Genomic DNA, 15,126 nt, shown 5'->3' on the forward strand with positions numbered 1-15,126 from the left:
AAAAAGAAGGCAAATCATTGGCTAATAAATTTATAGAACATTTTTTGTCCGAGTATTAATAAGCACCCGTATATATAAATCTGCACATGTTTCATCTTAACTCCTTAAGCCATGAATCTAACCCACGAAATCAACCACTCCTCCGAGCGTATCAACAGTGCCAATAACCCTGTCTGGATGGACGGGCTCCGGATTATACTTGGTATTTTCCTGTTTATAAAAGGTATCATGTTTCTGGAGCACACCAGCGATGTGTTTTACCTGTTCAGCCAGAGCCAGGATGTGATCAGCCTTAAGAAAGCTTCGATGATTACCAGTTTAGTACACATTATTGGCGGTTTGATGATTGCGTCCGGCAGCCTGACCAGGCTGGCTATTCTTTGCCAGATGCCAGTTGTACTTGGTGCGGTCCTGATAGTAAACCCACAACAAGGCTTGCATATTGAGAATACAGAACTGTGGTTGTCTATACTTGTTTTAGGGCTGCTGCTGTTTTTTATGATTGTAGGGCCGGGACGATATTCTGTTGATAATAAACTGCTGCGCCAGAAACGCCACACAGAGCAGGAGTAAAAGCTACTGCCAAATAACCTTTAGCGTCCAGAAAAGACTTAGGGGCTACCAGCCTATCAAGGGCAAAGCACAGAGCACCTGATGTTCCTTTTTAGAGTTTGTTAGCAGCACCAGGAATTGTGAGACATTATAATTCCTGTCCAGCTAAATATTTGAACAAAGCAGACAAAGGCGAAAATCCTTTGCCTGCTTTGTTTGTTTTAAAGCTGCTTTGCTCCCAATTTTGCAACAGCACGTACTCCTATAAAGCAACGGCAACTAATATCCGACACACCTTCTCGTTTATCAGGCTAAAGCGCAAGGAGATGAGAAACTACAATTAGACTATGGCTGAACAGTACCTGACCCTTAACGGCAATAAATTTTATTACGACGAGATCTCTGAGTATTCATTCCGCAACAGCATTCCGCTGAATGGGTATGAGAGTAATACGCTGGAATTCTGCCGCAACTGGCTAAACGGCATTCAGGAGTTTCCTATTCAAACCTCCGGATCAACCGGTGTACCCAAAACCATAACCCTTACCCGAAAGCAACTCGAGGCAAGTGCCCGGCGCACAGTAAAACTACTACAGTTGCAAGCCGGCGACTGCACCTTTATCTGCCTTAACACAGAATACATAGCGGGTATGATGATGCTGATTCGGGGCTTTTTGGCAGATCTGCAAATGATTATAGTTGAGCCTATTGGAAATCCGCTAACGCTGGTGGGCAATGATCATAAAATTGAGTTTGCTTCTTTTGTTCCCATGCAGTTACATGCCATCCTGAGCGAGACGCCTGAGCGACTGCAGCAACTAGACAGCATGAAGGGCATATTAGTTGGCGGCGCCCCACTCACCCCAACTCAGCAAAGAGAGCTCCAGCAAATCAAAGCCCCTGTTTACCATACGTATGGCATGACCGAAACAGCCTCTCACATAGCACTTCGTAAGCTAAACGGTGCTGATGCAGCAGCGTATTATAACGTGCTGGATGATATAAAGGTAGGGTTAGATAAGCGCGGCTGCCTCACGATAAAAGGAGACATCACCAACAACGAAACGCTCATAACAAACGATATCGTTGAACTGCTCACCCCTACCCGCTTCCGCTGGCTTGGCCGCGCTGATAATACCATTAATACTGGTGGTGTAAAAGTGCAGGTAGAAACCGTAGAACTGGCTATTGCAACGGCCATGATCGGTATGGAAAACCCTCCGCGTTTCTTTATTGCATCACAGCCAGATGAGGTGCTCGGCGACCGGATTGTGTTAATTATAGAAGGTGCTCCGTTACCACAGCAGGACGAAAAGGAGCTTTTTACCCGCATGAGTGATTTGCTGAAAAAATTTGAAATGCCGAAAGAAGTATACTATAGCCCTGGCTTCACCGAGACATCCACAGGTAAACTATCAAGGCAGCGCACGCTCCAGAAACTGGGCCTGTTCACCGATTAAGCACCAGAACAGAACAGCCAGGGTACTAACGCGTACAAACTATAAATCAACAACAGCTATACATGAAAAAGAATATACTGACAGGTTTATGCGCTCTGACTTTTATACTTGGTCTCAGCAGCTGCGGTGGTGGCTTATTTACGGAAAGAGCACCGGTAGAACTGAAGCAGGCCTGGGCATCTGACAATACCTTAAAAACTCCTGAGTCAGCGCTTTACGACCCACAGCGTAACGTTATTTATGTGAGTAATATTAATAAAGACACGCGCACGCGTAAAGACGGCGATGGCTTTATTTCCACGCTTTCTACCGAGGGTGAGGTGCAGCAGCTATACTGGGTAACTGGTTTGAATGATCCACATGGCATGGCCTTGTTCAACAATGTACTTTACGTAGCTGATATAGACGAAGTAATTGCTATCTCTACGCAGTCAGGCGCTATACTTGGCCGTTATAAAGCAGACCGCGCCCGCATGCTAAACGATGTAGCCGTAGATGGAGATGGCAATGTGTATGTAACTGATACAGAAGAAAACAGGATCTACGTGTTGCGCAATGGCAGAATCAGCAGCTGGGTCGATAATACAAAAATCAGCAGACCGAACGGCCTCTTTATAGAAGGAAACAGAATGATAGTTGCTTTTTCAGGCAACGGCGACGTCAGGCTGCTGGACCCCGATACCAAAGAGTTCTCTAAATGGGTAGAAGGCATTAAATCAGCAGACGGTATTGCAGCCGTTGGAGGAGGTGGCTATTTGGTGTCGAGCTGGGCAGGAGAGATATTCTACATCGATGAAAGAGAAAAGAAATGGAGCCTGCTCAACACAGCCGATAAAAATATAAATTCAGCTGATATCAGCTACGCGGAGCGACCAGGTTTAGTGCTTGTTCCTACTTTTAATGATAACCGCGTGGTAGCTTACAGGCTAAGCACCAAGTAAGCACTTAGGTGCTATAATTTAGTATATGAGGCAAGGCAGCTGTAAGCATTTTCAATGTAACAGTTGCCTTCTCTTTTAAAGCAACGTATACTGGAGCTGATGAAAAAACTGCCTACACTTCATATCCTGAACGGAGATGCCTCTGCTCCTGCATTTGAGAGCACAAACTTAGCTGGCCAGGTGTTGATTTGGCGTGAGATACTCTCTGAAGGTCCGGTGCCTGTTACTTTGCCCGCACCCGCTTTCTGGCAAGCCAGGCAAAGCTATATCACAACAACGTTTGGAGAGTCTGCGCCCAAGTATAAAGAAAAGGTACTGGACGTTGTGGAAAAATTAAACGAAACGAGCAGTTCCTTTTTTGAAATAGTGCTTTGGTTTGATGCTGACCTAATGTGCCAGGTAAACCTGCTATACCTGCTGCAACACCTAAGCCAGAACCGAGCAGGAATTATTTCCGTTTGCACGCCCGCACCTGGTAGTCAGATTGCGCTTCTGAAGCCGGATGAGCTTGCACAGCTAATGGAAAAAAGGCAGGTTGTACAAGCTGATGCGCTGCAGCAGGCACAGGTTCTATGGGAGCTTTATGCTTCTCCAGACTTAGTTGCACTGCAGTCATACTTAGAACAGGTTCCTATGGCACTACCTTACCTGAAGCAGGCGTTAACGCTACACTTAAAACGGTTTCCGGCCTGTTCTGATGGACTTGGAGAACCGGAACGTGCTTTACTACAATTTGTACAGGCAGGTGCCACCACTATAGAAGAGCTCATGCAGGCATTCTGGAAACATGACCCCGGCTACGGCTATGGTGACAGCCAGCTAAAACAACTCCTCGACTATTTGCAACCAGACCTGATCCAATCAACAGCACCACTAAAGCTTAGCTTCTTCGGTGACAGAGTATTGCATGGCCTTGCCTCGTTTAAGCCAAAAGCGCACTGGCTGGGCGGTGTAGAGGTGAACAAGAAATTGAGGTTCTGCTTTAACAACGACACAAATTCAATACATCAGATCGCTTAAAATGAAAACTGGCCCCAAAAATGCAGTAGCAGGTATACACGCAATTAATTTTACAGGAGATCAGAGATGAAGAGAAACTATACCTTTGCAATGGCTGCTGCCTTGTCCTTAGCTTTTGCTACTGTATCAAATGCACAAACCACAGCCATTCCTACACAGGCGCAGGAGCATGTTTTGATTGGGGTTGATAACCTGGAGGAAGCCCTGGAGAAAGACATGGAGACACTTTCCGGCATTCATTTACGCCCCTCTAAAAAGGGCAACTATCAACTGGATTTTACACAGCCCTTAGAGGAGAATGCTTTGCTGAACATCACAAATACAGCAGGCAAACTGGTGTATCAAAAGCCTGTAACTATAAAAGGCAAACGCAACTCCTGGCGGTATCAGCTAGGCAAACTTAAACCTGATACTTACTTGGTTGAAGTAAAAACCAGCGATACTACTTACTGGACCAAGTTTAAGGTGAAATAAGTTTAGAGAGGAAATCACCTTTAGAGCAAGTTTAAAATTCATCCTTTGCGCTGCAAGCTGCCTGTAAAGGAACCTGACTTCACGCTTTTCTCGCCCCATAGCGCTGCTATGAAGCTATAAAACCGCTTTGCCAGAACCCTTTCTATTCAGCTTTCGCTTGAAAAAACGAAATTTAAACATGCTCTTAAGTATAGTTAATACCTGTCATTCTGAAAGGAGTTTGGTAGAAGAAGAGTGCCTCTCCCCCCTGAGATTAGGCTTTTGCAACTTGCGTGGAAAGGGGCAATCTTTCAACAAGATCCTTTTAGGATGACAATAAATTTGCCTGAGTACTTAGCTTATCAGAGAAGCTGATTGTTGGCTTATATAGCATGTATACGTTGGATTTTGATTTAGCAAAAGTACACCTAGACAAATAGGGTGACTGCTTATTCTTTCTGCCACGCCCGCACCACCTCATATAGTAGGGCACCTCCCAGCTTTGCTGTTCTGTTGTCGATGTCTAATGTAGGGTTTAGTTCAGCGATATCTAAACTCAACAGTTTGCCGCTCTGTACCACATAGCTTAACAGTTCAAGTACTATCTCCGGATGAAGACCCATGGCGTTAACGGCACTTACACCGGGTGCATAGGCTGCTGAGAACACGTCTAAATCTACGGTAATATAAACCTGATCCACCTCCTGCAAAAACTGCTGCAGCTCCTGCTTTAGTTGCTCTAATCGGTACAGCTGCACATCTTTTGCAAAGGTGTATTGCACCCCCAGGCGCTCCGCCGTATGAAACAAGACACGGGTGTTGCCATACTCCTGCAGGCCAAGCACTTTATACTTGAAAGGCTTGTTTTTTGCCTTCAGCCTGTCTGCTATTTGTAGAAAGGGTGTGCCAGAACTTGGCTGCTGCGCGTAGCTACGGAGGTCGAAGTGAGCATCAAAATTAAGGATGCCTAGCCGTTGCTGTTCTACGGCTTTTTCTAAACCCAGATAATGCGCGTAGGCAATTTCGTGTCCGCCGCCAAGCACCAATGGCCGATAGCCATGCGCTAAAAGCTGGGCAACTTTCTTACCCAGCTGTTCCTGTGCTTCTTCTAAGTTAGAATTTGAGCAAATAACGTCTCCGGCATCATACAACTTTACATGCTCCGGCAGGTGATGCGCATACGAAGCCATAGCTCCACGCAAAGCTACAGGCCCTGCTGCTGCCCCTACTCTGCCCTGGTTGCGCCGCACGCCTTCTTCGCAGCAAAAGCCAAGGAAGGCAAAGGCTGTCTCGTTGGGTGGTACATCAGGTATTTCCTGTGATAAATCCAGCAATTGAATTACCTGATGCCAGCGCAGCCCGAGGTCGCCATCATGGGCATCCACTCTTCCTTTCCAATTCTCTTTTGTTGCAGATTTATACATGCTTGCCGCTTTTCCAGATTTTTGTAGGCTTAAGTTTACCCTGTAAGTATAGAATTTCTCTGAAGTTGCTTGTCGGGAAGGCAATCATGTCTGCCAGTTTTCCTTTTGCTACACAACCCCGGTCTGATAAGTTAAGAGCCGCAGCTGCACGGGCTGTGATAGCAGCCAGTGTTTCTGCAGTCGTTAGTTTTTCAGCAGCGCCAAGTATGGCAGCCTGCATCAGCAAATCGCCCATTGGTGCAGAACCCGGATTCCAGTCGGTGGCAATAGCCAGGCAAAGGCCGCCATCCAGCATTTTACGTGCCGGTGCATAATGCATACCTAAACCCAGCGAGGCACCCGGTAAAACGGTTGCCACCACACCAGCAGCTTTCAGCAGTTCAATTTCTTCATCGCCGCTTGCCTCCAGGTGGTCCGCACTGATGGCACCGGCCTCAGCCGCCACTTTACTGCCGCTCGTGCTAAACTGATCGGCATGCACTGTCACATCAAAACCCATTTCTTTGGCAGCCAGCAAGTACTCAACCGACTCTTCTTCTTTGAAAGCTGTCTCTTCTACAAAAATATCTACCCGCTTTGCCAAGCCCTGCTCTTGTATCTGCGGCAAAAGCTCTGTAAGTACTTCCTGCAAGTATAGCTTCGCGTCGGAATGCTCGGGAGGCAACATGTGCGCTGCCAGGCAGGTTGGCACCAGGTCCAGTTTGTGATGCTTATTCACCAATTGGATTGCCTCCAGCATTTTCAATTCTTCGTCTACTGTGAGACCGTAACCGCTTTTCACTTCGCAGGTGGTTACGCCTTCGTGCAAGTGACGGTCGCAGCGTTGTTTGAGCAAGGTTACTAATTCAACCATAGTTGCCTCACGTGTTTTGCGCACACTATCCAATATACCACCGCCACTTCGGGCTATTTCCAAGTATGATTTTCCTGCTACACGCATGGCGTAATCGTTGGCGCGGCTACCGCCAAAGCAAATGTGGGTATGTGCATCAATCAGGCCTGGCAGCAGTACCATGGGCTCCTGTATCAGCTCCAGTTTATACTTCTGCTCTACTGCCTCATGTTGCAGTTGGTCGTAGCTTCCTACTTTAACTATCTGCTCACCCTGCACCAGCACACCTGCTCGCTCCAACACGTGTAGCTGCTCGTCTTTTATAGCACCTGCTTTTGGCAGTTCTGCCATTGTCAGGATTTGGCTGAAGGGACCGATGAGGGTTATTTGGTTGTTCATAGTTTTGATAATGTTTTTGTATTGATAGTACTCAGCTGCGCCTTAGATAACCATTTAGCTTGCCTCGTGCGTTAGTGTCTGCTTCTACACTACTGGTGCGAGTTTCTAACTCGTGTCTTTTGATGGTGTTGAGTTTGTAACTTAACTGGCTTTAAAAGCCATACTTGCTTAGTCTCTGCTATACATGTACAACTATATTTGAAGAGAGGCAGTCATTCCCCTGCTGGCGCTAGCTTGCAGCTAGTGCCTACTATGGTGTAGAGCTTTCAGCTCTACTGGCTCACAGAGCCACACCTGTACAGCCTCAGCCATACTTCCACAGCCTCTGTTCGTAGCATCTTTAACCAAGCTATTCTTCCTAGCACCCGTTCATCCTCCAGCTCACATATACCTATTCGTTTCACCTTTTGCTTTGGAGCGCTCTCGGCTGGGTAGGGGGCCTATATGAGCGTGGCCTCATCCTGGGGTAGGGACCCTCGACAAGGGCATCGCGCTGTGTAGCCTTCCTGCCTAACAGCTGCCGCTCCCGCGGCACCCGAAACATACAAGGCGCGCTTTTCGAGGGCCCTTACCCCCACCCAAGTACTGGAACAGTTCAGGTAGCTTCTGCTTACGGAGCTTTGAACGATTCCCCTCCTTACACAAGGAGGAGTTAGGAGTGATTGGATCGGTTACAGCACATCCTACTAACCTACTCTCAATGCTATTTCCTACAACTCCAACCCAAAATCCCTGGCATTTTCCTGCGCAGTTTCGTAGCCAGCGTCAGCATGGCGGAAGATGCCCATGGCGGGATCGTTGTGGAGCACGCGGCTCAGGCAGCGCTCTGCACGGTCTGTACCGTCCGCTAATACCACCATACCTGCGTGTTGTGAGTAGCCAATGCCTACTCCCCCACCGTGGTGAAAAGAAATCCAGGTGGCACCGCCTGCCGCATTCGACATTAGGTTAAGCAACGGCCAATCGGAAATAGCATCTGAGCCATCTTTCATACCTTCCGTTTCGCGATACGGTGAGGCCACAGAGCCGCAGTCTAGGTGGTCGCGGCCGATCACAATAGGCGCTTTGACTTTGCCTTCGCGTACGAGCTGGTTAAAGAGCAAACCTGCTTTTTCGCGCTCGCCCATGCCCAGCCAGCAAATACGGCATGGCAGCCCTTGGAAAGCAACTTTCTCCTGCGCTTCATCCAGCCACTTAATCATGTGCGTATTCTCCGGAAAAAGTTCTCTCAAAGCCTCATCGGTTACACGAATATCTTCCGGGTCTCCGGAAAGAGCAGCCCAACGGAAAGGCCCTTTGCCCTCGCAGAAAAGTGGGCGAATGTACTCCGGCACAAAGCCCGGAATGTTAAAAGCATTTGACTCACCGCCTTGCTGTGCAAACTCGCGCAGATTATTGCCATAGTCGAAGGTCTTGCTGCCACGCTGCTGCAGCTCCAGCATAAACCCAACATGGCGCGCCATACTTTTCAGAGACAGCTCTTTATACTTAACCGGGTCCTGCTCCCGCAGTTCTTTGGCTTCTTTCAGACTCAAGCCGTTTGGTACATACCCATTCAGCGGGTCGTGCGCCGAGGTTTGATCCGTTAGTATTTCCGGAGTGATGTTGTCTTTTATCAGCCGCTCCAACACATCTCCTACATCACCTACCAGACCTACAGAAATTGCTTCCCCTTTCTCCTTCGCCTCCAGCACCCAAGCTTTCGCCTCCTCGTAATCGTAGGTCATTTTGTCGATGTAGCGGGTTTCCAGGCGCTTCTTGATACGGTCCGGGTCAACATCAACTCCTAAGAAAGTAGCACCCGCAATGGTCGCGGCCAAAGGCTGCGCGCCACCCATACCACCCAAGCCACCTGTTACCAGCAACTTATGGCGCAGGTCGCTGTTAAAATACTTATCTCCGCAGGCAGCAAAGGTTTCATACGTGCCTTGCAAAATTCCCTGTGAGCCAATATATATCCAGCTGCCTGCCGTCATTTGACCATACATAATCAGGCCACGCTTGCGCAGGTCATTAAAATACTCCCAGGTAGCCCAATGCGGCACCAGGTTTGAGTTAGCGATCAGCACACGTGGTGCTTCGGCATGCGTGCGCACTTTGCCTACTGGTTTACCCGACTGTACCAGCAAGCTCTCATCCTCCTCCAAATCCAGCAATACTTCTATGATCTTTCTGGCATCTTCAGGTGTCCTGGCTGCCTGTCCTGTACCTCCGTATACTACCAGGTCGGCAGGTGCTTCGGCAACTTCATCGGTCAGGTTGTTGAGGAACATGCGTAAAGCTGCTTCAGCTTGCCAGTTCTTAGCGTTTAGCTCTGGCCCTGTTGGCGGTATGTACGTAGGGTGGTTGGCGTATTTCTGAATGAATGCTGCTTTGCTTAGTTTTGATGTAGGCATTGAGGTGGCTTTATTCATAGTATGTATGCGTTGTTATGTCGTTTTACTCAAGTATCCGAAAATTTTAGGAGAAAGTGTAGCAAAACCATGATAAATTGCCTCAATAACAAAGTTCAAAGTCAATCTACATGATGCTCCTATCGCTTTCGCAACTGCAGCAGATTTTCGGCAACATCGATATTTACCTCTTCGACCAGCTTCTGAAAGGGCGCATACAGCCCGGTATGAAACTCCTGGATGCTGGTTGCGGAGCAGGCCGAAACGTACAGTACTTGTTGCAGGCTGGTGTAGAAGTATGGGGAGCAGATGCCTCTGTGGAGGCAATTGAGAAAGTGCAGCAAATGGCCGCGCATATAGCCCCAGACTTACCTAAAGCGCGATTTGCAGTAGCCGATCTGGCAGATTTACCCTACTCTGATGTCACGTTTGATGTGGTGGTTTGCTCGGCTGTCCTTCACTTTGCAGCGGATGAGGCACATTTCAGAAAGATGCTGCAGGAACAGTGGCGCGTATTAAAACCTGGCGGGATGCTCTTTTGCAGGTTCAGCACCACCATTGGCTTAGAAGGTAAATTGCAGGAGGTAAATAAGCGGAAATATCTGATGCCGCATGGCCCGGTGTGGTTTCTGGCAGATGAAGCGCTGATTCGGGAGGTGATTTTCACGTTGAACGCGGAACTACTGGAGCCACTTAAGACAGTGCTGGTAGAGCAGGAACGAAGTATGACAACGCTGGTGCTTCGGAAGAAGTAAAGCTAAGGTTGTATTGATGATCCCCTAAGACAAGTTAGAACATGCCCCGCTTTTAGATAAACCGCAAGAGGCTAAAGGCAATTTAACTTAACTCTGCGGTATAAAGAAATTAACCTCCCTCCCCTGCACTCCTGGCTTCACCTCAAACATACTGCCGCTTAAAGGATACTGCTCTAATTGCTCTTCTGACAGCCATTCTCGGGCAGTGGTGATATACAAGGTGTCTAAATCAGGTCCTCCAAAGGTGCAGGAGGTAACGTTAACAGCAGGCACTTTTATCTTTTGCAACTGCTCACCTGTAGCAGGATTATAACAGGCTACAGCCGCACCACCATGCAGCGCTATCCACAGATTTCCTTCTGTATCAATATCCATTCCGTCAGGCATGCCCTCTTCTTCAGGCACTCGTACTACCTCCCGCTTCTGGCCTATTTCTCCTGTAGCTAAATCATAATTAAAAGCTTGGATAGTATGTGTAGGTGTATCGATGAAGTATAAAGTTGCAGCATCAGCAGACCAGGCGAGGCCGTTAGAAATGGTAAGGTTTTGTAGCACCTGCTTCACCTCTAGGTTCTTATGTAGGCAGAAAAGTTCTGCGGTTCCCGGTGTCACATCCAGCGCCATCGTTCCAATCCAGAACCTGCCAGCTGGGTCGCATTTTCCGTCATTAAAACGGATAGATGCATCATGCAAAGGTGTAGCCACTTCCTCTAGCACCTCGGTGGCAATGTCACACTTGCAGATGCGGTTATGCAGTGCCACAAGTAGCCCACCTTCAAGTATAGGCGCCACTGCATTAATTCGCTCCGGCATCGGGTAAACAATTACTTTAGCTGTAGCTGGGTTATACCTGCGCAAGGCATGTCCTTCGATATCAACCCAATAAAGCACCTGCTCCTGTGGGTGCCAGCAAGGCCCCTCACCCAGCCTACTCTGCGTATCAGGTATAACTGCTGCCGTTAATTGTTCTTTTGGTGAAGTGGGTGCCATGCTATTTCACAGTTCTTGAATAAAGATATCGCGAAACCATACTTCATCGCCATGGTCCTGCAAGGCAATTCTACCCGCTCGGTATGTTCCAAAGCCAGGTATATCCTTGAACTTGCTGTTTTGGACCAACTCCTGCCACTTTTCATCCCAAAGCTGAAGTGAAATGGTTTGTACGCCATTCTGGTATACTTGTAATTTTCCTGATTGGCAATTGAGTTCAAGCTGGTTCCACTCACTGGCAGGCTTGGCGGTTTCTTTGGAGGCAGAAAATAAATCATACAGATCACCTGCACGACGCTTGAGAATCATGGCATCGGCATGCAGGGCATTATCCAACAGCTGAATCTCAGGCCCAGACTGCCAGCTTTTTTCATACTTCGCAGGCTCTTCCTGCACATAAAAAAGCAAGCCGCTGTTACCGCCTCTGGCTATCTTCCACTCCAGCGTCAGATGGAAATCTCTGAAAGAGGCATCAGTTACCAGGTCACCGCCCTGCAGACCTTTATGTGCCTGAGCAGCTTTATTTAAGTATAAACTACCCTCCTGTACCTGCCAGGCACCACCAGCTTCCGCTTGCCCATAGCTGTGCCAGCCTTGCAAGTTCTTACCATTAAACAGAGCTTTCCATCCACTCTGCTGCATGTCTACTTTTTGTGAACTGCCAGAATATATTTCGCCATTTCACGTGCATCCTCACGGCTCAAATCCGGGTGCGGCGTCATCGGCACCTGTCCCCAAACACCTGCCCCACCTTGAATAATTTTGCCTGCCAGGTAATCTACATTCTTGTCGTTGAATTCATACTTGGCGGCAACCTCTTTGTAAGATGGCCCCACGATGCGTTGCTCTTCGTTATGGCAAGACAGGCAGTCAGACATAGCGATTAACTTGGCTCCCTTATCATAGTTTGCCCCTTCGGCATTTAATTGCTCACCTTCGTTCATTTCGTTTACACCGGCATCAGCCCCAACTTTTGTCTGGTCTACCGGACTGTCTCCTCCCTCAGCTGCAGCTTCACGCTGTTCCTGGTTATAGTATTGCTCCCCCTCAGTCTCGTTGTTTCCGCCACACGAAGCAAGTATAGCGCAGCTGCTAAGGATAGTTAATGCGTGTTTAATTTTCATGATATCTGTTGATGTTTCCTGCAAAGCTATACCATTTGCAGATTTTTTTGTTGCTGAAGCACTCGTTTAGCTGTTTCAAATTCATGTATATCTCCTGCTCCTTAAGCCATATCTGGCTGTATGCTAAAAGCAATCACTCCCCTGCACAAGTTACAATACAATAGAAATTTCCTATCTTACTTCATCAACCTTAAAGCTAAACCTAACTTATAATGACATCACCTTTCACTAAATGCCTGTGGCTGCTGCTGCTGCCCCTGCTATTGGCAGGCACAGCCATTGCCCAAAAGTTGCCATCCATCTCCTCTAAAACAGAAGGCATGAAGCGCTACCCTGGCTACTTTACCTTCTATTATGATGAAGACACAGGTAAGATATGGCTGGAGATAGACAAGCTGAATAAGGAGTTCCTGTACGTTAACTCTTTGCCAGCTGGGCTTGGCTCTAACGACATTGGCCTGGATCGTGGGCAGCTGGGCGACAACAAAGTAGTATACTTTAGCAAGCAAGGCCCTAAAGTGATGCTGGTGCAGCCTAACCTCGCCTACCGCGCCACATCAGACAATCCGAACGAGCGCCGCGCAGTGGAAGACTCCTTTGCCCAGTCTATTATTTGGGGTTTTAAAGCGGAAGCTGCCGATGGAAACAAGATATTAGTAGATGCTACCGATTTCCTGCTCCGCGATGCCCATGATGTGACCGGAAGTATAAAGCGCAGCAAACAAGGAAGCTACAGGCTAGATGCCAGTCGTTCTGCTTTATACTTGCCACGTACCAAAAACTTCCCGCAGAACTCCGAGTTTGAGGCCATGCTTACCTTTACAGGTGGCGAAGATGCCGGCCGCTACGTACGCGAAGTAGCACCAGACGTGCAGGCACTCACGCTGCGCCAGCATCACTCTTTTATCCAGCTACCCGACAATAACTATACTCCCCGACCTGCTGACCCTCGTGCCGGCTACTTCGGAATTTCATACCTTGATTATGCCACTCCGGTAGGCGAAGACATTGAGAAACGCTTTATAGCCCGCCACCGCCTTCAGAAAAAAGACCCTAAAGCCAAGGTATCTGAGGCAGTGGAGCCTATTGTGTATTATGTAGACAATGGAGCCCCGGAGCCAATTCGTACTGCGCTAGTAGAAGGTGGCCGCTGGTGGAATCAAGCCTTCGAGGCGGCCGGTTATAAAGATGCGTTTAGAGTAGAAGTGCTGCCTGACTCTGCCGACCCTATGGATGTGCGCTACAATGTGATTCAGTGGGTGCACCGCAGTACCCGCGGCTGGTCTTATGGCGCTTCGGTAACAGATCCACGTACCGGCGAAATCATCAAAGGGCATGTATCACTTGGCTCGCTGCGGGTGCGTCAGGATTATATGATTGCAGAAGGTTTACTAGCTCCTTATGAAAATGGTAAGTCTGTTGATCCGAAGATGATGGATATGGCCCTGGCACGTATACGCCAGTTATCAGCGCACGAGTTGGGGCACACACTTGGCATTATGCATAACTACGCCGCTAACAATAATGCCTCTGTCATGGATTACCCGCACCCACAAGTAAAGCTGGACCGTACTGGCAAAATCGACCTTAGCAACGCCTACGGCACCAGCATCGGAGCCTGGGACAAAGTAGCTGTAGCGTATGGTTACCAGGACTTCCCGAAAGGAACAAATGAGCAGAAAGCACTGGATGAGATATTGGCAAAAGGCAGAGCCGACGGATTGCTATTTATTTCTGACCGTGATGCCCGCTCTCCGGGAGGCGCACACCCTACCGCGCACCTATGGGATAATGGCGCTAATGCTACAACAGAGTTACTGAACGTGCTGCGCATCAGGGAAAAGGCGCTGGAGAACTTCTCTGAAAACAATATCAAGCCTGGCACAGCCATGAGTACCTTGGAAGATGTGCTGGTGCCAATTTACAACTACCACCGCTATCAGACAGAGGCTGTTGCCAAGCTGATTGGCGGCGTAAATTATACGTATGCCGTGCGTGGCGACAAGCAACTGGTAACCGAGGTGGTAGACAAACGTGAGCAGCAAAAAGCACTGGATGCCATGCTCAAAACTATCTCGCCGGAAGTGCTCACGCTGCCAGAGCATATTATCACCAACATTCCGCCCCGTGCACCGGGACTTCGCAGCAGCCGCGAACTGTTTGAGAAACGCACCGGCCTTACCTTCGATCCGCTTGCCGCTGCCGAGGCTTCTGCAGATTTTACACTGTCGTTTTTGCTGCACCCGGAACGCGCCTCCCGTTTAGTTGAACTGGGAGCCCGAGGCAACAGCCTCAGCCTGCAGGATGTAGTTAAGCAGTTGATTGAAAACACCTGGAAAGGCCGCCACCAGGAAGGGCTACAGGAGATTGTGCAGTTGCAAACAGAACAGTTAGTGCTCACGCATCTGCAGGCACTGGCGCATAATGAAAGCGCCTCGTATCAGGCACGTGCCGTAGCCACAGCTGCCCTAAAAGACTTGAAAGGCTTTATCGAAAGCAAACAGCGGAGTATAAAACAAGATGCCTATCAAGCGCACTTAGCTTTAGCAATGGAACGATTAAGCCGTCCGTTCTCTGAAGAAGTGAAGCCAAGCAGACCCTTAGACCTCCCGCCTGGTTCGCCTATTGGGAGTGGTGAGGTGATGGGGTGTGAGTAAAATTTAGCACAAAGGAAAAGACCAGTCTTATAATTAACTCAAGTTGCGATTATAAACGATGAAGCCATCCAGGTATGTTAAAGGATAAAGTGACCAAACTCTACTCCTTTCTTACCATGAATGACT

13 protein-coding genes are annotated in these 15,126 nt (G+C 48.4%); 7 read left to right on the top strand and 6 right to left on the bottom strand.

Annotated elements, in window-relative coordinates; translation table 11 throughout:
* Positions 1–111: 111 nt before the first annotated feature.
* The 5 genes from ACFQ2O_RS13525 to ACFQ2O_RS13545 all read left to right on the top strand — a co-directional run bounded on the left by ACFQ2O_RS13525 (position 112) and on the right by ACFQ2O_RS13545 (position 4,447).
* Positions 112–573, top strand: a complete 462-nt coding sequence (locus ACFQ2O_RS13525) for a DoxX family protein (RefSeq protein ID WP_377528485.1) — start codon at positions 112–114, stop codon at positions 571–573.
* A 326-nt stretch (positions 574–899) separates the two neighbouring features.
* Positions 900–2,012, top strand: a complete 1,113-nt coding sequence (locus tag ACFQ2O_RS13530) for an AMP-binding protein (RefSeq protein ID WP_377528487.1) — start codon at positions 900–902, stop codon at positions 2,010–2,012.
* Between the two features lie 62 nt (positions 2,013–2,074).
* A complete protein-coding gene (locus tag ACFQ2O_RS13535) occupies positions 2,075–2,953 on the top strand; it encodes an SMP-30/gluconolactonase/LRE family protein (protein WP_377528489.1) in 879 nt (292 codons plus the stop codon).
* A gap of 99 nt (positions 2,954–3,052) precedes the next feature.
* A complete protein-coding gene (locus ACFQ2O_RS13540; RefSeq protein ID WP_377528491.1) occupies positions 3,053–3,973 on the top strand; it encodes a DUF1835 domain-containing protein in 921 nt (306 codons plus the stop codon).
* Between the two features lie 66 nt (positions 3,974–4,039).
* On the top strand, positions 4,040–4,447 hold the full coding sequence (locus ACFQ2O_RS13545; RefSeq protein WP_377528493.1) for a hypothetical protein: 408 nt from the start codon (positions 4,040–4,042) through the stop codon (positions 4,445–4,447).
* Between the two features lie 428 nt (positions 4,448–4,875).
* Here ACFQ2O_RS13545 and hutG read toward each other — a convergent pair whose 3' ends face one another.
* From hutG to hutU, 3 genes are all read right to left on the bottom strand, one after another.
* Complete coding sequence (gene hutG / locus ACFQ2O_RS13550) at positions 4,876–5,850, bottom strand: formimidoylglutamase (protein WP_377528495.1); 975 nt, start codon at positions 5,848–5,850, stop codon at positions 4,876–4,878.
* Entirely contained in the window at positions 5,843–7,081 is a 1,239-nt protein-coding gene (gene hutI / locus ACFQ2O_RS13555) for an imidazolonepropionase (RefSeq protein WP_377528497.1), read from the bottom strand. Before hutI ends, hutG begins: the two co-directional genes overlap by 8 nt.
* A 710-nt stretch (positions 7,082–7,791) precedes the next feature.
* Positions 7,792–9,495 (bottom strand): urocanate hydratase, encoded by a 1,704-nt coding sequence (gene hutU / locus ACFQ2O_RS13560; protein WP_377528499.1) that lies wholly within the window; start codon positions 9,493–9,495, stop codon positions 7,792–7,794.
* 110 nt (positions 9,496–9,605) lie between these two features.
* Here hutU and ACFQ2O_RS13565 point away from each other — a divergent pair, with 110 nt between their 5' ends.
* Positions 9,606–10,229 (top strand): class I SAM-dependent methyltransferase, encoded by a 624-nt coding sequence (locus ACFQ2O_RS13565; protein ID WP_377528501.1) that lies wholly within the window; start codon positions 9,606–9,608, stop codon positions 10,227–10,229.
* A gap of 87 nt (positions 10,230–10,316) precedes the next feature.
* Here ACFQ2O_RS13565 and ACFQ2O_RS13570 read toward each other — a convergent pair whose 3' ends face one another.
* The 3 genes from ACFQ2O_RS13570 to ACFQ2O_RS13580 are packed head-to-tail and all read right to left on the bottom strand — an operon-like array spanning position 10,317 to position 12,343.
* Positions 10,317–11,219 (bottom strand): SMP-30/gluconolactonase/LRE family protein, encoded by a 903-nt coding sequence (locus ACFQ2O_RS13570; RefSeq protein WP_377528503.1) that lies wholly within the window; start codon positions 11,217–11,219, stop codon positions 10,317–10,319.
* 6 nt (positions 11,220–11,225) lie between these two features.
* A complete protein-coding gene (locus tag ACFQ2O_RS13575; protein WP_377528505.1) occupies positions 11,226–11,861 on the bottom strand; it encodes a 3-keto-disaccharide hydrolase in 636 nt (211 codons plus the stop codon).
* Between the two features lie 2 nt (positions 11,862–11,863).
* Positions 11,864–12,343 (bottom strand): c-type cytochrome, encoded by a 480-nt coding sequence (locus ACFQ2O_RS13580; RefSeq protein ID WP_377528507.1) that lies wholly within the window; start codon positions 12,341–12,343, stop codon positions 11,864–11,866.
* Positions 12,344–12,555: 212 nt separating this feature from the next.
* Here ACFQ2O_RS13580 and ACFQ2O_RS13585 point away from each other — a divergent pair, with 212 nt between their 5' ends.
* Entirely contained in the window at positions 12,556–15,000 is a 2,445-nt protein-coding gene (locus ACFQ2O_RS13585) for a zinc-dependent metalloprotease (RefSeq protein WP_377528509.1), read from the top strand.
* Positions 15,001–15,126 lie beyond the last annotated feature (126 nt).

Source organism: Pontibacter rugosus (genome assembly GCF_042678745.1).
Lineage (GTDB): Bacteria > Bacteroidota > Bacteroidia > Cytophagales > Hymenobacteraceae > Pontibacter > Pontibacter rugosus.